Below are 18,787 nucleotides of genomic sequence, written 5' to 3'. Positions count from 1 at the left end.
GGTGGTTAGGACCGCTTTCTTTCGATCGCGTCCCACAGCAGGCTTGCGATATCGGCACCGCCGAACTTCTTGACTTCGCGGATGCCTGTCGGAGAGGTGACGTTGATTTCGGTCATGTAGTCACCGATGACATCAATACCGACGAGCAGGAAGCCGCGTTCGCGAAGGGCAGGCCCGATGCGCTTGCAGATCTCCTGTTCGCGCGCGGTCAGCTCGGTCGCCTCGGCGCGTCCGCCCACATGCATGTTGGAACGGCTGTCGTGCTCTGCCGGAACGCGATTGATCGCGCCAACCGGCTCGCCGTCGACGAGGATGATGCGCTTGTCGCCCTTGCGGACGTCAGGCAGGTACTGCTGGGCAATGAACGGTTCGCGGAAGAGCTGGCCGAACATCTCGAGCAACGACGACAGATTGCGATCGTCCTTCGTCGAGTGGAATACGCCGGCGCCGCCATTGCCGTAGAGCGGCTTCAGGATGATGTCGCCCATCTCGTCGCGGAAGCGGCGGATTTCGCCGGCATCCTTGGTGATCAGGGTCTTCGGCATCAGATCGGCGAACTCGGTAACGAAGATCTTTTCCGGCGAGTTGCGCACCCAGGCCGGATCGTTGACGACGAGAGTCTTCGGATGGATGCGCTCCAGCAGATGCGTCGACGTGATGTAGGACATGTCGAAGGGCGGGTCCTGGCGCAGCAGCACCACATCCATGGTAGACAGATCGACGCGCTCGGGCGCGCCGAGGTCGTAGTGATCGCCCTTGATGTCGCGCAGCGTCATCGGCTCGACAGACGCGTAGAGCGTGCCATCGCGGAAGCTCAGGCGGTCTGGCGTGTAATGGAAAAGCTTATAGCCGCGGGTCTGCGCCTCGAGGCTCATGGCAAAGGTGGAGTCGCCCGCAATATTGATGGAGGCGACATGGTCCATCTGGACCGCTACATTCTTGATCTTAGCCATTTCTGTCCCTTAGCTGATGCGCGACAGATGTAGGCCGCAGCGGGTGGGAACGCAACGTCGAATCCGTGACGGCAGCGTCCCGCGACCGCGAATTTATCAGGCGGCAATGCCCTGCTGGGTGCCGGTATTCCTGAACATATTGCGAAGGCGGTAGGCGATGGCGACCGGCTTCGGAAACGGCTTGCGCAGGAAGGCGACCTTGCGAACGTAGGTGTCGACGCGCCAGCTCGCCCAAGTGCCGCCGGCAAAGAAAGCCACGTCCCCGGTGCGCAGGACGCGCTCCACGCCATCCTCCGTGGTGATATGGACATCACCCTCGAGGATCATCACCGTTTCGTCCCAGCCGAAATACCAGCGGAACTCGCCAGCGGTGCAGTCCCAGATCGCGGTCAGCGCCGCGTCGTCATGGCCGCGCGAATGCTCGGCGGTACGCGCCTGCGGGTCGCCGGCGACGATCCAGTCCGGGTTGATCGGCGTCGACCGCATCGGAAGGTGATCGCTGGAATGCGCAACGAACGTTTTGCCGCGCGGCGGCATGACAGTGTAAGGCACCGCACGGGCGGCAATCGCCAGTGCACTCGCAAGCATCAACTTCAGAGCCATATGAAACCCCTCTCTGCTACCCCTTAGAGAGCGGAATAGCAAAGAGACGTAACGGACAGGTTCAGAGGATCGTTAAGAGTTTACTGAACGTCTTCGATCTCGTTGACAAGGCTCTGACGGGAGGCTGCCGACTGGCCCGCGCTGATGCGCTTGCCAGTTTCCAGCGAAAAGAAATGCAACTTGTCGGCCGCGACCGCAAGGCGCAGTTGCGACGACAGTTCCGTCTCCGGCGGAAGTGCTGCCGTCAGCGGCTGGTCTCCAAGCAGGCCATGCACGAGACGCTGCGAACCGAGTTCCTCGACATAATCGACGGCGATGGTCACGGCTTGCTCACTTGAAGCTGCAGGACGCAGATCCTCCGCACGGATACCGACGGTGACGGGGCCGGACGCCGGGGCGTGACCGGCGAGATCGATCAGGTTCGGACCGAGCGCCAGCTTGTCGCCATGCAGTTCGCCCTTCAGCAGGTTCATGGCCGGCGAGCCGATGAAGCTGGCAACGAAGGTCGATGCCGGGCGATGATAGACTTCGAGCGGTGTGCCGATCTGTTCGATCTCGCCATGGCTCAAGACCACGAGACGGTCGGCCAGCGTCATCGCTTCCAGCTGGTCGTGGGTGACGTAGAGCGAGGTGGTGCCGAGACGGCGCTGCAGGCGCTTGATTTCGCCGCGCATGGAAACGCGCAGCTTGGCATCGAGATTCGACAACGGTTCATCGAACAGGAAGGCTGCCGGCTTGCGAACGATGGCGCGGCCCATGGCAACGCGCTGGCGCTGACCACCTGACAGGGCGCGCGGGCGGCGGTCGAGATAGGGCTCGAGCTGCAGCATGCGGGCGGCCTCGGCGACGCGCGCGTCGATTTCCGACTTCGGCGTCTTGCGGTTCTTCAGGCCGTATTCCAGGTTCTCGCGCACCGTCATGTGCGGGTAGAGCGCGTAGTTCTGGAAGACCATGGCGATGTCGCGATCAGCAGGGTCGATGCTGTTGACCACGCGGTCACCGATGCTGACGGTGCCGTCGGAGATCTCCTCGAGACCCGCCACCATGCGCAGCAGCGTGGACTTGCCGCAGCCGGACGGGCCGACGAGGACGATGAACTCACCATCGGCGATCGAGATGTCGACGCCGTTCACGGCGCGGACGCCGCCATGATAATCCTTGCAGACCTTCGAGATTTCGATCCGTGCCATGTTTCTCTTCCTTACTTATCGCTCTCGGTGAGGCCCTTGATGAACCATCTCTGGAAAATCACGACGATCAGCACCGGCGGCAGCATGGCCAGCACGGCGAGTGCAAAGGCTTCGTTGTAATCGGGAATTTGCGAACCGACCCAGACCTGCAGGATCGACTTGATGCCGCGCATGAGCGTGAAGAAGCTCTCGTCGGTGGTCATCAGCATAGGCCAGAGATACTGGTTCCAGCCATAGACGAACATGATGATGAAGATCGCCGCCATCATGGTGCGCGACAGCGGGATCAGGATATCGACGAAGAACTTGAACGGCCCGGCGCCATCGATGCGGGCGGCCTCCAAGAGTTCCTCGGGGACGGACTTGAAGAACTGGCGGAAATAGAAGGTGCCGGTCGCGGAGGCGAGCAGCGGCACGATCAGGCCGGTGTAAGTGTTCAGCAGCCCGAGTTTGCTCATCACCTCGTAGGACGGCATGATGCGCACTTCGAGCGGCAGCAGCAACGTCGTGAAGATGATCCAGAAGGCCAGCGTCGCGAAGCGGAAGCGGAAATAGACGATGGCATAGGCCGCCATCATCGACAGCACGATCTTGCCGACGGCAAAGCCGATGCCGAGGATCAGCGAGTTCAGCACCATGTTCAGGCCAGTGACCTGGCCAGTGAAGCCGCCCTTCTGGGTCAGGACCTTCTCATAGGTGCCGACGAAATTGTCACCGGGCACGATCATCAGGCCCTTGGTGTGGATTTCGGCCGCCTCGTGGGTCGAGGTCATGAAAGCCACGATCACCGGCAGGATCAGAAACAGCGACCCGAGGATCAGGATCAGATGGTCGAGGGGTTTCGTCTTGTACATTGGTCTTCCCCGATCACGTGTAGTGGATGCGCTTCTCGATGAAGCGGAACTGGATGATGGTGAGGACGAAGACGACGATCATCAGGATGACCGACTGCGCCGAGGAGCTGCCGATGTCATTGCCGCGGAAGCCGTCCATGTAGACCTTGTAGACAAGGGTGATCGGATTGTTGGCCGGCTTGTCCTTCACCATCACGTCAATGACACCAAAGGTGTCGAACAGGGCGTAGGTGATGTTAATGATCAGCAGGAAGAAGGCGGTGGGCGCCAGCAGCGGCAGCGTCACCGTCCAGAACCGGCGGAAACCGGAGCGGCAATCGATGGTGGCGGCTTCGCGCACGGAGACCGGCACGCCCTGAAGACCCGACAGGAAGAAGATGAAGTTATAGGGGATCTGCTTCCAGACCGCGACGACGATCAGTGCGAACGCCGTGTCGTAGTAATTGAGACCGACCTGCATGTCCCAACCGAACCAGGCCGCCAGCTTGACGAAGGGGCCGATATGCAGGTCGAAGAACATCATGCCGATGAGGCCGGCAACCGGCGGGGCGATCGCATAGACCGAAATCAGCAGCGTCTTGTAGGCGGAGCTGCCGCGAATGACGGCATCGGCCTTGACCGCCAGCAGCAGGCCGAGCGCCAGCGAGAAGAAGGTCACCAGGCCAGTGAAGACGACCGTGAACTTGGCGATGCTCAAATATTCGGGGCTGAAGATCGCGTCCGTATAGTTGGCGAAGCCGACGAAGGTCGCGCCGAAACCGAAGGGGTCCTCGATGTAGAAGGACGACTGCACCGCCTGTACGGACGGCCAGTAGAAGAAAATGAAGATCACCGCGAGCTGCGGCGCCAGAAACAGATAGGGGATCAGCGACGGCGAGAATTGGACGCGCTTGGCGCCTGCGGGCTCGGCAACGGCTGCAGGTTTCCTGGCGCCTGCCGCAAAACCCGGAATGAACCGGCCGAAGCGAGGTTGAGAAGGTGTATAGGCCACGCGCGGTCCTCTATCGCTGATAGGACCTCCCTTCCGGAGAAGGGAGGTCCATGTTGACTGTCATGGTCGACGTGACTTGGATCAGCCAGCCGTCTTCGCGAAGCGGGCGAGAAGTTCGTTGCCTTCCTTCTCGATGGTGTCGAACGCGTCCTTGACGGTGGTTTCACCAGCGAAGATGCGGTTGTATTCGCGCTCCATGATCGAGCGGATCTGCGGGTAGAAGCCAAGGCGATAGCCCTTCGACCATTCGCCGCCTTCCAGCTTCAGCTGCTTGATACCGACTTCGGCGACAGGCTCCTTCTCGTAGTAGCCTTCCTTCTTGGCCAGCTCATAGGCGGCTTCGGTGATGGCGACATAACCGGTTGCCTGGTGGTAGAACTTCTGGATCTCAGGCGAGGTCAGGAACTGGAAGAAGTCGGCAACGCACTTGTTTTCGGCTTCCGGCTTGCCGGCCATCGCGAAGAGGGCAGCACCACCGATGAAGGTGTTTTTGCCGGCGCCGTTGATCGAACCCCAGTAGGGCAGGAAGGTTGCCGAGAAGGGCATGGTTGCGGTCTTCTTCAGGCCGCCGAAGGAGCCCGAGGAACCGATCCACAGAGCGACCTTGCCCTCTTCGAAGGGCTTCTGGTTGTCGTTCCAGCCAGCGCCGTAATAGGCGAAGTAGCCTTCATCCTTCCAGGCCTTCAGCTTTTCGAACATCATGATGAGGTTCGGGTCGGTGACCTTGAGCTTCGTGTCGACGATGCTGTCGTAACCATTGTTGTTGGTGGCGAACTGGATGTTGTTGCGCGAGAAGAAGTTCTCGGTGAACTCCCAGGTCAGCTGCGTCTGGACGAGCGGGATGTAGCCGGCTTCCTTGAGCTTCGGCGCGATCGCCTCGAACTCTTCCCAGGTCTTCGGGGCTTCGACGCCAGCCTTCTTCAGCGCTTCCGGATTGGTGTACATGATCGGAGCGGAAGAGTTGAACGGCATGCCGACGAACTTGCCGTCAGCCGCAGCGTAGAGATAGCGAACGCCCGGAATGAAGGCGTTGCGGTCGAACTTGTAGCCTGACTTGTTGATCAGGTCTTCAGCCGGGATGACAGCGCCCTTGGCGTTGATGATCGTGGCTGCACCCGCATCGAAAACCTGCAGGATGTTCGGCTGCTCGCCCGAACGGAAGGCGGCGATACCGGCTGCGAGCGCTTCTTCGTACGATCCCTTGGAGACCGGCGTGATCGCGCAGCTCGTCTGCGATGCGTTGAACTTCTGCGCGACTTCGTTGATGACTTCGCCGTTGCGGCCGCCCATGCCGTGCCACCAAGTGATATTGGTCGCGGCAAAAGACGACGAGGCCGAGAAGCTCACGGCCACGGCCGCCATCGTAAATTTCTTGAACATGGCTAATCCCTCTCCACCCGTTATTGGGCGCGAGGAGTGCAATAGAGGCGTTCCGTGACGCCACCTTAACAGTTTCATGACAGTAATGTTACAGCGCGATCTTTTTGCACGCGCTTGCAATGTCGTTCAAAAAGCGTCCGCAAAGTGGCGCGGCAGACGCCCTGGGAGTACGGCGATGATATCGTAACGCTGGGAAAGCACAGCATAATCCGCCTGACGTGACAACCATATGTCGCTGGCGGCTTTGATGCGCCTCTGCGCGGTTTGCGACACGGCGTCGACGGCACTTATCTCGTCACTGCGCGCCTTCACCTCGACGAAAACCGCGAGATTGCGCTTGCGTGCAATGATGTCGACCTCGCCGAGCTTCGTCCGGTAGCGGAACGCCACGATGCGATAGCCCTTCAGCATGAGGTAAAGAGCGGCCACATACTCGGAGACATGCCCCCGGCGCAGCGCCCTTCGGCGATCCCTGACCGCCCTATCGTCCATCGCCGCCCTTCATGTCGAGAAGCCGCTGATAGAGTTCTTTCTTGGAAAGGCCCGTCAGTCGAGAAGCCTCGGCGGCGGCCTTGGAGGTCGGCATGGTCTTCGATAGATCGGCCAGGATCGCATCGACATCGGCTGCCTCGACGGCACGCTCCGGCGGCGGTCCGATGACCAGCACGATTTCGCCCTTCACGCTGTCGACATCGGCATAGTGCGCGGCAAGCTCGGCCAATGTCCCACGGCGAAACTCTTCGTAGGTCTTGGTCAGTTCGCGACAGACGGACGCCACCCGGTCGTTGCCGAGTACATCGGCGGCGGCGGCGAGCGTCGCGGCAATGCGGTGCGGCGATTCAAAGAACATCAGCGTCGCCTGGACGGCTTCGAACGCGGCCAGCCGGTCGCGACGCGCCTTGTCCTTGGTCGGCAGAAAGCCGGCAAAGAGGAAGGCATCATTGGGAAGGCCGGAGCCGACAAGCGCCGCCAATGGGGCGGACGCGCCGGGAATGGGGACCACGCGGTAACCGGCCTCGATCGCGCTCTGCGCCAGGCGGTAGCCGGGATCGGAGACCAGCGGCGTACCGGCATCCGAAACCAGGGCAACCGACTTGCCTGCCTCCAAAGCCTGCAGCAGTCGCGGCCCGGCCTCGTCGGCATTGTATTCGTGATAGGCGTATGGACGGTTCTGAATGCCGTAGCGATCAAGCAGGACGCGGGTTACGCGGGTATCCTCGCAGGCCAGCACATCGGCGCCGGCGAGCGTTTCCAGTGCACGAAGCGTGATATCACCGAGATTGCCGATCGGCGTCGCTACGAGGTAAAGCGCCGGCTCCAACGGCCGCGCCGGAACCGACATGTTGTGCAGGCGAAAGCTGCGCTGTCTGCCGCCGTCGGCCGTCACTTCGTCATTACTCAAGATATTTCCACTTCCTTTGGCTTCGTCGTCTTTATGGGCGAGGCCTCGCAGTTCGGCAAGGCCGTCGCGATTTCTGTGAGCATCGCACCGGAAAACAGCAATTGCGTTGACGCTTCCATTTGCGCCTCTTGCAATCGGCCCAAGAGTTCTGCCATTTTGCCTGTCCACTCCGGTCCTTTTGGGCAAAGGCATTCCTTGCGGCGCGCTATGATGGGCGCCCGAGCAGTAACGGTCGAAAGCGGTAGCATCCCATGCGTATTACTATTGAGCGGTCCAACCTTTTGAAGTCGCTGAACCACGTGCATCGCGTGGTCGAACGCCGGAACACGATCCCGATCCTGTCCAACATCCTGCTGCGCGCCGAAGGGCAGAACCTGGACATGAAGGCGACCGACCTCGACCTCGAAATCACCGAGGCGACGCCTGCCAACGTCGAGCAGCCGGGCTCCACAACCGTTCCCGCGCATCTTCTCTACGATATCGTGCGCAAGCTCGCTGACGGATCCGAGGTGCTTCTGGCGACCAGCACCGACGGCGGTTCGATGACCGTCCAGTCCGGCCGCTCCAAGTTCTCGCTGCAGTGCCTGCCGGAATCCGACTTCCCGGATCTAACGGCCGGCACCTTCAGCCACACCTTCAAGCTGAAGGCGACCGATCTCAAGATGCTGATCGATCGCACGCAGTTCGCGATTTCGACCGAGGAAACCCGTTATTACCTGAACGGCATCTTCTTCCACACGATCGAAAGCGAAGGCGATCTGAAGCTGCGCGCCGTTGCGACCGATGGTCACCGCCTCGCCCGCGCCGACGTCAAGGCGCCTTCGGGTTCGGAAGGCATGCCTGGCATCATCATCCCGCGCAAGACGGTGGGTGAGCTCCAGAAGCTCGTCGACGTGCCTGACGCAATGGTGACCGTCGAGGTTTCGGACGCCAAGATCCGCATCAGCATCGGCTCGATCGTGATCACCTCGAAGCTGATCGACGGCACGTTCCCGGACTACCAGCGCGTCATCCCTGCCAACAACGACAAGGAAATGCGCGTCGATTGCACGACGTTCGCGCAGGCCGTCGACCGTGTGTCGACGATTTCCTCGGAGCGCGGCCGCGCGGTCAAGCTCGCGCTTTCCGACGGGCAGCTGCTGCTCACCGTCAACAATCCGGATTCCGGCAGCGCTACCGAAGAGGTTGCCGTCGGTTACGACATGGACGCGATGGAGATCGGCTTCAACGCGAAGTATCTGCTCGACATCACGGCACAGCTTTCGGGCGACGCCGCGATCTTCCTGTTGGCCGATGCCGGCTCGCCGACGCTCATTCGCGACACGGCCGGTGACGACGCTCTTTATGTACTGATGCCGATGCGCGTTTAGTCGCGCGTCGCATTTCTTGCTCAAACTTTGCCGATTGCGACGTCGGGCCTTGTTTTTCGGCCCGACTGACTGCAATTAGGAACCGGGCTGCTTGTTGCATATCTAGGAGGACGGGCATGGCTTTGCGCCTGAAGGAACGGCTTGGCAGGAAATTCGACGAAGAGATTCGTTTCTTCAAGGGGATGATGCAGGGGCCAAAGACAGTCGGCTCGATCGTTCCCACCTCCTCCATAACGGCCCGCAAGATGGCGAGTGTCGTCAACACCCACTCCGGCCTGCCTGTCCTAGAACTCGGCCCCGGCACCGGAGCGATCACCAAGGCGATCCTCGGGCGTGGCGTGAAGCCGGAAAATCTGGTTGCCATCGAATACTCGACGGATTTCTACGAGCACCTGATCCGGCTTTATCCGGGCGTGAACTTCATCAACGGCGACGCGTTCAATCTCGACAAGACGCTTGGCGACCTGAAGGATCAGAAGTTCGATTCCGTCATTTCCGCCGTGCCGCTCCTGAACTTCCCCATGCAGGCCCGCATCGCCCTTCTCGAAAGCCTGCTGGACCGCCTGCCGGCCGGCCGGCCCGTCGTGCAGATCTCCTACGGCGCCGTGTCGCCGATCATCGCGCGGCCGGATCGCTACCACATCCAGCATTTCGACTTCATCGTCCGGAACATTCCGCCGGCGCAGCTCTGGATCTACCGGCGCGGCTGACCTGGTGTTCGGCCTCTATATCACCCACCCGCAGGTCAAGATCGACCCCCATGTCCCCGTGTCGAAATGGGGATTATCGGACATTGGGGCCGCGCGCGCCGGCAGAGCGGCTGAAAGCGGCTGGGCAAGGCAATTGCGGCGCATCGTTTCCAGCGACGAGACGAAGGCGATCGAGACCGCCGAGATCCTTGCGGCCGCCGGGGGGCTGACCGTCGAAATCGTCCACGGCATGCATGAGAACGACCGCACGGCAACCGGCTTCCTGCCGCCGCCGGAGTTCGAAAAGGCGGCCGACTGGTTCTTCGCGCACCCCGAGGAGAGCTTCCGTGGTTGGGAGCGAGCAATCGATGCGCAACGGCGTATCGTTTCGGCGGTCAACGATGTGCTCGCATCGCATGATCCCGCCCTGCCCATCGGCTTCGTCGGCCACGGCGGTGTCGGAACCCTGTTGAAATGCCACCTTCAGGGCCGGGCGATCCGGCGCGACGGCGATCAGCCTGGCGGCGGCGGCAATCTCTATTGTTTCAGCCTTGCAGATCAGCGCCTATCGTGCGACTGGACGCCTATCGAAGAGTGGCAGGGATGGATGTGAGATGGACGCACGCGAACGCCTGATCGTCGGGCTGGATGTTCCAACGCTTGGCGAAGCCGAACGGATCGTCGATACGCTCGGCGACGACGTGGTTTTCTACAAGATCGGCTATCAGCTGGCCTTTGCCGGCGGCCTGGAATTTGCGCGTGATCTTGCCAAGAGCGGCAAGAAGATCTTCCTCGACATGAAGCTGCTCGACATCGACAACACGGTCGCCTCGGGTGTCGAGAACATCGTCAAGATGGGCATGTCGATGCTGACGCTGCACGCCTATCCAAAGGCGATGAAGGCTGCTGTCGAGGCGGCGAAGGGCTCCGATCTCTGTCTCCTCGGTGTTACCGTGCTGACCTCTATGGACGAGCAGGACCTGATCTCCGCCGGCTACGAATATGATCCGCATACGCTGGTGCTGCGCCGCGCCGAACAGGCGCATCTCGCCGGCATGGGCGGTATCGTCTGCTCGGCCGAGGAATCCGCTGCCGTGCGCAAGATCATCGGTCCTGACATGGCGCTCGTCACGCCGGGCATTCGCCCTGCCGGCGCCGACAAGGGCGACCAAAAGCGCGTAATGACACCAGGTGATGCACTGAAGGCCGGCTCCAGCCATCTGGTCGTTGCCCGCCCGATCGTGAAGGCTGCGGATCCCCGCGAAGCCGCGCGCGCGATCCTCGCCGAAATGTCGGCCGCCCTTCAATAATTCTAAAAAAGCCAGGGAGACGTCAGATGGCAAAAGGATACTGGATCGCACGCGTCGATGTACGCGAACCCGATCGCTACAAGGATTATGTCGCAGCGGCAAAGCCGGCTTTCGAGAAGTACGGCGCGAACTTTCTTGCGCGCGGCGGTGCGATTACCGAGCTCGAAGGCCAGTCGCGTGCACGCAACGTCGTCATCGAGTTTCCCTCGATGCAGCACGCCGTCGATTGCTACAACTCTCCTGAGTACCAGATCGCCGCGAAAATCCGCCAGGAAATCGCCGACGCCGAGATGGTCGTCGTCGAAGGCATCTGAGACGAGTTCTGCGCCATGAGAACTGCGGCGCGATGACCCTTTTCGTCGCGCCGTGATTGGTCTAAGACGAGACCAGATCGATCACACAACTGAGCCTTTCGAGGAGCCTGTCATGACCCTTGCAAACCTGCCGCCACTCGTCACCGTGTTCGGAGGGTCCGGCTTCATCGGCAGGCATATCGTCCGCGCGCTCGCAAAGCGCGGCTATCGCATTCGCGTTGCCGTTCGCCGCCCTGACCTCGCCGGCTTCCTGCAGCCGCTCGGCAATGTCGGCCAGATTTCCTTCGTTCAGGCAAACCTGCGCTACCGCAACTCGATCGACCGTGCGGTCGACGGCGCTGACTTCGTCGTCAATTGCGTCGGCATCCTGCACGAAGCAGGCCGCAACTCCTTCGAGGCGGTTCAGGAATTCGGCGCGCGCGCCGTTGCGGAGGCAGCCCGCGGCGCCGGCGCCAAGCTCGTCCATATCTCGGCCCTCGGCGCAAACGCGCATTCCGACTCGGCCTATGCCCGCACCAAGGGCCGCGCGGAAGCAGCCATCCATTCGGTCAAGCCGGATGCCATCATCTATCGCCCGTCCATCGTTTTCGGGCCCGAGGATAATTTCTTCAACAAGTTCGCAGACATGGCGCGGACCGCCCCTGTCCTGCCGTTGATCGGCGGCGGCAAGACGAAGTTCCAGCCGGTCTACGTCGTCGATATTGCCGAGGCCGTTGCCAAGGCCGTCGAGGGCAAGGTCGCGGCAGGCAAGACCTACGAACTCGGTGGCCCTGAGGTGCTGAGCTTCCGTGACTGTCTCCAGGCCGTGCTGAAGGCGACGAGCCGCAAGAACCCGCTCGTTTCCATTCCCTTCGGCATCGCCTCGTTGATCGGCAGCGTTGCCTCGCTCGTGCCGTTCATCGCGCCTCCGATCACCGCCGACCAGGTCCGGCTACTAAAGAAGGACAACGTTGTTTCGAAGGAAGCCGTTGCCGAAGGCCGCACCTTGAAGGACATCGGCGTTGCCCCGACGATGGTAAACTCCGTGATCGGATCCTATCTCGTTCAGTACCGCCCGCATGGCCAGTACACGGGCTCCGGAAAGGCCGCCTGAGCCTAGCATTATCGCTTGCATCGAACGCCGCCTGCGACATCCGCGGGCGGCGTTTTTGTTTGCGAGATGGCCCTTCGGCGTACGTGTTTTCCACACTTTGGGCCGACCAAACGTTGCATAAAAGTCGCATGGGAAAATTAGCGGAATTAACACCAAATTTAGCAGGAACGTTTATTGCTATTTGTCATTCCTCTGACTACACACCCCGCGCGTTGTGGATGGACTCAGCGCCTCGCCACGGCGTGCTCAAATGACTTGAAAGGCTTTCTTGATGGGTAGGTCAATCGCGCTTCTGTTCGCGTGCGCGGCGCTGGTTATTCTGGCAGGTTCGTTCATTGCGCCCGGCTCGGTCGCGGCCGTGAAAGGCGAATGCTCGCCTGCCTATGGCGTGGATCCGTGCGAGACCGGCTCCATCAGCCGATAACAAAATGCCGGCTTCCTGAGCCGGCCTTGGCATCCCTTGATGCCGGGCAGTCGAGACTGCCATCTACGATTTCCCAAATACGCGGCGCTATGCGCCGGCAATCGTTTTGCATTCGCGCCCTGAGGCGCGAATGCGTGAGCCAGATGGGCTTAGGCGATGATGCCTGCCGCCGCCATGCCGAGCAGCGCGACGCCGAGGATGATGCGGTAGATCGCAAACAGCGTGAAGCGGTTGCTCCTGATATAGGACAGCAGCCATTTGACCGCGACGAAGGCAACGATCGTCGAGACGACGAAAGCGATCCCCAGTCCCGTCCAGTCTTCGTTCGCAGCACCGCCATCCTTGAAGGTCTTCAGCAGTTCATAGGCGCTTGCCGCATACATCGTCGGAATGCCGACGAGGAATGCGAACTCCGTCGCGGCGGCGCGATTGCCGGTTCCGGCCAGCATGGCAACGAAAATCGTGGCGCCGGAGCGCGAGGTTCCCGGGAAGACACCGGCAACGACCTGGGCGATACCGACGAGGATGGCAACGAGCCAGGTGATTTCCTTGTGCGGTGGGCGGCGGGCGGCGGCCCACTCCGCGAAGATCATCCAGAAACCACCGATGATGAGCGCCCAGGCGATCGGGGTTGCCGTCTCGGGAAGCTCGAAGCCGAGCTTCTTGACGATCAGGCCAAGAACCGCGGTGATCAGGAAGGCGAGGATCAGCTTGCCGGCGTAGGCCCGGTTCTTCGGATCGCGCCAACCGAGCACTAGATCGAGGAGGCGGCGCCAATAGATAATGGTGACGGCAAGGATCGCGCCGGCCTGGATCACGATGTTGAACATGTCCGAGCGGTGGCCTAGCCATTGTTCGGCAATGATGAGGTGGCCGGTGCTTGAGATCGGCAGAAACTCGGTAATGCCCTCAATGACACCCAGAAGTATTGAGTTTATGTATTCCATAAATGTCTCCGGTTAGCGGTTCGCTCAGACTTATGCCGGTTGGGAGGCGCGATCTTCTTCATGCGACAAAGGCGTGGCGACAGCCGGGATCGGCCACAGGGGGATGTTTTTCAGCCACGTGTGCTTCCTTTGCCAAGCGTTGGGCAGCCCGACTCGCTTGTATTGGAGGGGCCAAACTCCTATAGCTTCAACGAATGAGTCATGACTAGGGCGCTATAATCATCGCGCTCCTGCAACGTGCTACACCCCTCAAAAAATTCGAGTCTCGATGCCCACGCTCTACCATCACCCCATGTCATCCGCGTCACGCTTCGTTCGCCTGATCCTGACCGAATACGGGTATCAGGCAGATCTGATCGAGGAACAGACCTGGGAGAAACGCCGCGACTTCCTGGCGCTGAACCCGGCCGGGACGCTTCCGGTCTATGTCGATGACAGCATGCGCGCGCTCTGTGGCGCGACCGTTATTTCCGAGTATCTCGACGAGACCCACGGCGTGCTCAAGCGCGACCGGCGCCTGCTGGCGGAAGATCCGTTCCAGCGCGCCGAAATTCGCCGGCTGACGGAATGGTTCATGATCAAGATGGAGACCGACGTCACCAAGCCGCTTGCCCGCGAACGCGTCTACAAGCTGCAGATGACGGCAGACCAGGGCGGCGGCGCTCCCGACTCGAAGATCCTGCGCACGGCGCGTGCCAACATCCGCCAGCACATGAAGTATCTGACCTGGCTCGCAGGCTCGCGCCAGTGGCTTGCCGGCGAGCGGATGAGCTACGCCGATCTTGCCGCTGCCTCGTCCGTTTCGATCCTCGATTATCTCGGAGAGATCGACTGGTCGGAATCACCGATGGTCAAGGATTGGTATCAGCGCATGAAGTCGCGCCCCTCCTTCCGGCCGCTGCTGACAGAGCGTGTGCGCGGACTGACACCGACGTCGCATTACGCAGATCTGGACTTCTGACGGAGGGCAGCCATGCCCGAACGAACTGCAGAGGCGAAGGAACAGAAGCGTCTCGCCACGCTGACCGCGTTCGTGCGGAGCGAGGCCGAAGCTCAGGGTTTCGACCTCTGCAGGATCACCCGGCCGGATTCCATTCCCGAGGCCAAGGACCGTCTCGGCACATTCATCGATGAAGGCCGCCACGGGACGATGGAGTGGATGGCCGAGACCCGCGACCGGCGCGGCGATCCGCGCACGCTCTGGAGCGACGTCAGATCCGTCGTCGTTTTCGGCCTCAACTACGCGCCCAACGACGATCCGCGCGGCATTCTCGATAAGCCCGACAAGGCCGCCATATCGGTCTATGCGCGCAATCGTGATTATCACGACGTCATCAAGGGCCGTCTGAAGGAGATCGCCACACGCTTTGCAGCGCGCGCGGGAGCCGACGTCAAGGTCTTCGTCGATACCGCGCCCGTCATGGAGAAGCCCCTGGCCGCCGCCGCGGGGCTCGGCTGGCAGGGCAAGCACACAAACCTCGTCAGTCGTGAGCATGGCTCGTGGCTGTTCCTCGGATCGATGTTCACGACGGCGGAGCTTGCGATCGACACGGCGGAGAAGGATCATTGCGGTTCATGCCGCGCCTGTCTCGACGCCTGTCCGACCGATGCCTTTCCGGCTCCCTATCAGATCGATGCGCGCAGGTGCATTTCCTATCTCACGATCGAGCACAAGGGACCAATCGACCCGGCGCTCCGGCCGCTGATCGGAAACCGCATCTACGGCTGCGATGACTGTCTTGCCGCCTGTCCCTGGAACAAGTTTGCCAGCCAGGCTTCCGAGATGAAGCTCCGGGCGCGCGAAGACCTCAAGGAGCCATCGATCGCCGACCTGCTTACCCTCGACGATCCGGCCTTTCGTGCGTTCTTCAGCGGCTCCCCGGTCAAGCGCATCGGACGGGATCGCTTCATCAGAAACGTGTTGATTGCGGCCGGCAATTCCGGTGAGGCACAGCTGATCCCGCAATGCCGCCTGCTTGCATCCGATGCCTCCCCCGTTGTCCGGGCGATGGCCGTCTGGGCGCTTTCACGACTGATGACGGCTGGCGATTTCGCGATCTTTGCGGCACAACGTTCGGCAAGCGAGTCGGATAGCGACGTGCTCAGGGAATGGGACATGGCGGGAGCGGCGTGATGCAGGTTGTTATTTTTGGCTGCGGATATTCCGGCACGGCGATCGCGCAGGCCTTTCAGGCCGACGGTTTTCGCGTTCTCGGGACGACCCGCTCGAGCGAGAAGGCCGACGCCTTGCGTGCCAAGGGTATCGATGCGTTGCTCTTTGATGGCGAGACGCTGAGCGACGAACTGCTGGCGGCCATGAAATCGGCCACGCATGTCGTGCAGTCGATCGCGCCGCGCGAGGCCGGCGATCCGGTCATCCGTCTCACCGCCGACCGAGTTGGAACGCTGATGCCGCAACTTGAGTGGATAGGCTACCTCTCCACCGTCGGCGTCTATGGCGACCACAAGGGCAACTGGGTCACCGAGGACACGCCGTGCATTCCAGTGTCCGGCCGCTCTAGGGAACGGCTGGAAGCGGAACAGGCGTGGCTGGCACTCGGAGAAGATCTCGGCATTCCCGCCGCCGTGCTCCGGCTCTCTGGCATCTACGGCCCCGGACGCAACGCCTTCTGCAATCTCGCCCGAGGAACTGCACGGCGCCTCATCAAGAAAGATCAGGTCTTCAACCGCATCCGCGTCGAGGACATCGGAGCGTCGACACGCTTCCTGGCCGACGGCAAGCTTGGCGGCATCTATAATGTCACCGACGATCTGCCCGGTCCGCCGCAGGACGTGATCGTCGAAGCCGCCCGGCTGATGGGTGTCGAGCCGCCACCGGAACAGCCGTTCGAAACAGCCGAACTGACGCCCATGGCGCGGTCTTTCTACGGCGAGAACAAACGGGTCTCGAACGAGAAGCTGAAGGCCGCCGGATTCAGCTTCACCTTCCCCAACTATCCTGCGTCACTCGCGCAGTTGTTGCATGGAGACCTGTGGCGCGGCGCGTGAAAATCGCGCCAAGGTTACGCCTTTAGTAGAGGTTGAAAAGGGTAGGAAATTCCTACTTAGCCAAAGTATACGGCCAAGATTATCTCCGATTTATGGTTAACGGCCTTTGAATTTGCGCAAATGAGGCAAAGATTATGGCGTTCGCGCAAAATTATTTTGCCTGATTTTGTGATCGCGAGTTGCAAGGAGTCACCCTTGCAAAAAAAGTTCTAATTTTATTTGATTTCATTATCCTTTTTCCACGAACGGCCCTTTTTGGCCGTCGCGAATCGTTTCCCGAGCAATCACAAATGTTACGGCACGTAACATTGCGTGATCGCATGTGGCCTTTTTTCGCCATTTTTCCGGGGATTTAAGCCCCGCCGCCCGCAAAGGCGTAAGTTCAACAGTTGAGGGACAATCCGTTTTGAAGAAAATCTGCCGCTCTGTCATCGCCGCAGCAACTCTTGCAGCCTGTTCTACAATCCTTCCGATGGAAGGTTTCGCTGCAAATGGTTGTGGTGGCGCGTCATGGTACGCACTTCACTCCAAAACAGCTTCCGGGGAACGCATGAACCCCTCCATCAATACTGCTGCCCATCGCTCGCTCGCATTCGGCACGAAGCTCAAGGTCACCAACCGTAACAACGGCCGCAGCGTCGTCGTTCGCGTCAACGACCGCGGTCCTTTCATTCGTGGTCGGGTTCTCGATCTCTCGCGGGCTGCCGCGAAGAACATCGGCATGGTTTCCAGCGGTACGGCAAAAGTCTGCTACGAAGTGATCGGCTAAGGTACCACCGCGTTCACCGCTTGCTCTTGCCCGCAATCGCGGATACCACGCGATTGAGACTTGTGAGCTATCCGCTGCGTCTGTCGCGCTTCCTGCGGATTGTTCACAAGCCCGATGTTTCGACTTAACGGCAAGGAGCGGTGCAAGGTGCGATTGGGCGGACGGCTGGAAGGCGCAATTTCTGTACTCGCGGACATCGAAACCCGCAGGCGCCCGGTGGCCGATGCCCTGAAGGATTGGGGCCTTGCCCATCGCTTCGCCGGCTCCGGCGACCGCGCCGCCATCGGAAATATCGTCTACGACGCGCTCCGCATGCGGCTCTCCCATGCCTGGCTCATGGACGACGATAGTCCAGCCGCCATTGCCTATGCCGTCCTCTTCCGCCAGTGGGGCTTCACACCTGACAGCCTCGCAGCGAACCTTGCCGACGACAAGTTCGCACCGCCGCCTCTGTCGGAGGATGCGATCACATCCTTCCGCACCAGAAATCTCATCGACGCTCCTTCCTACATACAGGGCGACATTCCCGAATGGGTCCAGCCGTCCCTGGAACTCGGTTTTGCCGAGAACTGGCTAGCCGAGGCCCAGGCGCTGGCTGAACGCCCGACGCTCGACCTTCGTGCCAACATTCTCAAGGCCAGCCGCGACAAGGCCCTCAAGGCGCTTGAGCGCTCCGGCGCACAGGAAGCAAAGATCGCGCGGTACGGCATCCGGATACCTGCCGGCGAAGGCGCTTCCCGTCTTCCCAACGTGACGGCGGAGCTTTCGTTCCAAAAAGGTTGGTTTGAAGTACAGGACGAAGGGTCGCAGATCGTGGCCGACCTCGTGCTGCCGCAAGAAGGCGAGCAGGTGCTCGACTATTGCGCCGGTGGCGGCGGCAAGACGCTGGCGATGTCGGCGTCGATGCACAACAAGGGTCAGGTTCATGCCTTCGATGCCGATCGCAAGCGCCTTGCGCCAATCATCGAACGCCTGAAGCGCGCCGGTACCCGCAACGTGCAGGTGCACGACAATGCGAAGGATCTGCAAAGCCTCAGTGGGCGCTGCGACAAGGTGCTCGTCGATGCGCCGTGCACCGGCACCGGCACCTGGCGACGCCGCCCCGATACGAAATGGCGGCTGACGGCCAAGAACCTCGACGAGCGCACGGCCCAGCAACAGGACGCCTTGAAGCAGGCGAGCGCCTTCGTGCGTCCCGGCGGCGAACTTGTCTATGTGACCTGCTCGGTTCTGCCGCAGGAAAACGACGACCAGGTGCGTGCCTTCGTGGCAGCCAATCCCGAGTTTGAGATTGCCAGTGCCTTGCCTGCCTGGGACGGCCTGTTCGGCAAGACCAGCCCCCGCCCACGCTCTATCGACGGCAAGACGATCACGCTGACGCCGGCATCGACAGATACGGACGGCTTCTTCTTCTGCCGGATGCAAAAGAAGTCCTGACAGATCTCTCTCCCAACGTCATTCTGATTGCGGAGAACGTTTTCCGATTGGC

Annotated in this window: 22 protein-coding genes; 12 read left to right on the top strand and 10 right to left on the bottom strand. The window is 61.0% G+C overall.

What is annotated here, in order from left to right; genetic code table 11:
* Positions 1-5: 5 nt before the first annotated feature.
* The 9 genes from gshB to FZ934_RS27865 all read right to left on the bottom strand — a co-directional run bounded on the left by gshB (position 6) and on the right by FZ934_RS27865 (position 7,528).
* A complete protein-coding gene (gshB, locus tag FZ934_RS17970) occupies positions 6-953 on the bottom strand; it encodes a glutathione synthase (RefSeq protein ID WP_153272184.1) in 948 nt (315 codons plus the stop codon).
* A 96-nt stretch (positions 954-1,049) separates the two neighbouring features.
* Positions 1,050-1,556 carry a cupin domain-containing protein gene (locus FZ934_RS17965; RefSeq protein WP_153272183.1) on the bottom strand — a complete coding sequence of 169 codons (507 nt, stop codon included), beginning with the start codon at positions 1,554-1,556 and terminating at the stop codon, positions 1,050-1,052.
* 80 nt (positions 1,557-1,636) lie between these two features.
* Positions 1,637-2,746, bottom strand: coding sequence for a sn-glycerol-3-phosphate import ATP-binding protein UgpC (locus tag FZ934_RS17960; protein WP_153272182.1), 1,110 nt, complete (start codon positions 2,744-2,746; stop codon positions 1,637-1,639).
* Positions 2,747-2,757: 11 nt separating this feature from the next.
* Positions 2,758-3,600: a sn-glycerol-3-phosphate ABC transporter permease UgpE gene (gene ugpE, locus FZ934_RS17955; RefSeq protein WP_153272181.1), complete on the bottom strand. Its 843-nt coding sequence runs from the start codon at positions 3,598-3,600 to the stop codon at positions 2,758-2,760.
* A 13-nt stretch (positions 3,601-3,613) separates the two neighbouring features.
* Complete coding sequence (locus FZ934_RS17950) at positions 3,614-4,591, bottom strand: ABC transporter permease subunit (RefSeq protein WP_194273732.1); 978 nt, start codon at positions 4,589-4,591, stop codon at positions 3,614-3,616.
* Positions 4,592-4,672: 81 nt separating this feature from the next.
* A complete protein-coding gene (locus FZ934_RS17945; RefSeq protein WP_153272180.1) occupies positions 4,673-5,971 on the bottom strand; it encodes an extracellular solute-binding protein in 1,299 nt (432 codons plus the stop codon).
* A 126-nt stretch (positions 5,972-6,097) separates the two neighbouring features.
* A complete protein-coding gene (locus FZ934_RS17940; protein WP_153272179.1) occupies positions 6,098-6,463 on the bottom strand; it encodes a YraN family protein in 366 nt (121 codons plus the stop codon).
* Positions 6,453-7,313 (bottom strand): 16S rRNA (cytidine(1402)-2'-O)-methyltransferase, encoded by an 861-nt coding sequence (gene rsmI / locus FZ934_RS17935; protein ID WP_153272489.1) that lies wholly within the window; start codon positions 7,311-7,313, stop codon positions 6,453-6,455. Before rsmI ends, FZ934_RS17940 begins: the two co-directional genes overlap by 11 nt.
* Before the next feature lie 56 nt (positions 7,314-7,369).
* Positions 7,370-7,528 carry a hypothetical protein gene (locus FZ934_RS27865; protein ID WP_194273730.1) on the bottom strand — a complete coding sequence of 53 codons (159 nt, stop codon included), beginning with the start codon at positions 7,526-7,528 and terminating at the stop codon, positions 7,370-7,372.
* A 96-nt stretch (positions 7,529-7,624) separates the two neighbouring features.
* Between FZ934_RS27865 and dnaN the strand changes: the two genes are divergently transcribed.
* The 7 genes from dnaN (at position 7,625) to FZ934_RS27860 (ending at position 12,573) form a co-directional block, all read left to right on the top strand.
* Positions 7,625-8,743 (top strand): DNA polymerase III subunit beta, encoded by a 1,119-nt coding sequence (gene dnaN / locus FZ934_RS17930; protein ID WP_153272178.1) that lies wholly within the window; start codon positions 7,625-7,627, stop codon positions 8,741-8,743.
* Positions 8,744-8,859: 116 nt separating this feature from the next.
* Entirely contained in the window at positions 8,860-9,453 is a 594-nt protein-coding gene (gene pmtA / locus FZ934_RS17925) for a phospholipid N-methyltransferase PmtA (RefSeq protein WP_153272177.1), read from the top strand.
* A 4-nt stretch (positions 9,454-9,457) separates the two neighbouring features.
* Positions 9,458-10,045, top strand: a complete 588-nt coding sequence (locus tag FZ934_RS17920) for a histidine phosphatase family protein (RefSeq protein WP_153272176.1) — start codon at positions 9,458-9,460, stop codon at positions 10,043-10,045.
* Position 10,046: 1 nt separating this feature from the next.
* Positions 10,047-10,742, top strand: coding sequence for an orotidine-5'-phosphate decarboxylase (pyrF, locus tag FZ934_RS17915; protein ID WP_153272175.1), 696 nt, complete (start codon positions 10,047-10,049; stop codon positions 10,740-10,742).
* Positions 10,743-10,768: 26 nt separating this feature from the next.
* Entirely contained in the window at positions 10,769-11,056 is a 288-nt protein-coding gene (locus tag FZ934_RS17910) for a DUF1330 domain-containing protein (RefSeq protein WP_113361100.1), read from the top strand.
* 112 nt (positions 11,057-11,168) lie between these two features.
* Positions 11,169-12,149, top strand: coding sequence for a complex I NDUFA9 subunit family protein (locus FZ934_RS17905; protein ID WP_153272174.1), 981 nt, complete (start codon positions 11,169-11,171; stop codon positions 12,147-12,149).
* Positions 12,150-12,420: 271 nt separating this feature from the next.
* The gene (locus FZ934_RS27860; protein ID WP_007799501.1) at positions 12,421-12,573 is read left to right on the top strand and encodes a hypothetical protein; all 153 of its coding nucleotides are present in this window, start codon (positions 12,421-12,423) and stop codon (positions 12,571-12,573) included.
* Between the two features lie 149 nt (positions 12,574-12,722).
* Here the strand turns inward: FZ934_RS27860 and FZ934_RS17900 are convergent, their stop codons facing one another.
* Complete coding sequence (locus tag FZ934_RS17900) at positions 12,723-13,520, bottom strand: undecaprenyl-diphosphate phosphatase (RefSeq protein ID WP_153272173.1); 798 nt, start codon at positions 13,518-13,520, stop codon at positions 12,723-12,725.
* 268 nt (positions 13,521-13,788) lie between these two features.
* Between FZ934_RS17900 and FZ934_RS17895 the strand changes: the two genes are divergently transcribed.
* The 5 genes from FZ934_RS17895 (at position 13,789) to FZ934_RS17875 (ending at position 18,735) form a co-directional block, all read left to right on the top strand.
* The gene (locus FZ934_RS17895) at positions 13,789-14,481 is read left to right on the top strand and encodes a glutathione S-transferase family protein (RefSeq protein ID WP_153272172.1); all 693 of its coding nucleotides are present in this window, start codon (positions 13,789-13,791) and stop codon (positions 14,479-14,481) included.
* Positions 14,482-14,493: 12 nt separating this feature from the next.
* On the top strand, positions 14,494-15,654 hold the full coding sequence (queG, locus tag FZ934_RS17890; protein ID WP_153272171.1) for a tRNA epoxyqueuosine(34) reductase QueG: 1,161 nt from the start codon (positions 14,494-14,496) through the stop codon (positions 15,652-15,654).
* Positions 15,654-16,529, top strand: a complete 876-nt coding sequence (locus tag FZ934_RS17885; RefSeq protein WP_153272170.1) for an SDR family oxidoreductase — start codon at positions 15,654-15,656, stop codon at positions 16,527-16,529. The genes queG and FZ934_RS17885 overlap by 1 nt, the downstream gene beginning before the upstream one ends.
* Before the next feature lie 406 nt (positions 16,530-16,935).
* A complete protein-coding gene (locus tag FZ934_RS17880) occupies positions 16,936-17,298 on the top strand; it encodes a septal ring lytic transglycosylase RlpA family protein (RefSeq protein ID WP_056816567.1) in 363 nt (120 codons plus the stop codon).
* Between the two features lie 147 nt (positions 17,299-17,445).
* The gene (locus FZ934_RS17875) at positions 17,446-18,735 is read left to right on the top strand and encodes an RsmB/NOP family class I SAM-dependent RNA methyltransferase (RefSeq protein ID WP_153272488.1); all 1,290 of its coding nucleotides are present in this window, start codon (positions 17,446-17,448) and stop codon (positions 18,733-18,735) included.
* Positions 18,736-18,787 lie beyond the last annotated feature (52 nt).

The organism is Rhizobium grahamii (genome assembly GCF_009498215.1).
Classification (GTDB): Bacteria; Pseudomonadota; Alphaproteobacteria; order Rhizobiales; family Rhizobiaceae; genus Rhizobium; species Rhizobium grahamii_A.
The sequence above is the reverse complement of the archived record's forward strand: the minus strand, read 5'-3'. Positions and strand labels throughout refer to the sequence as shown.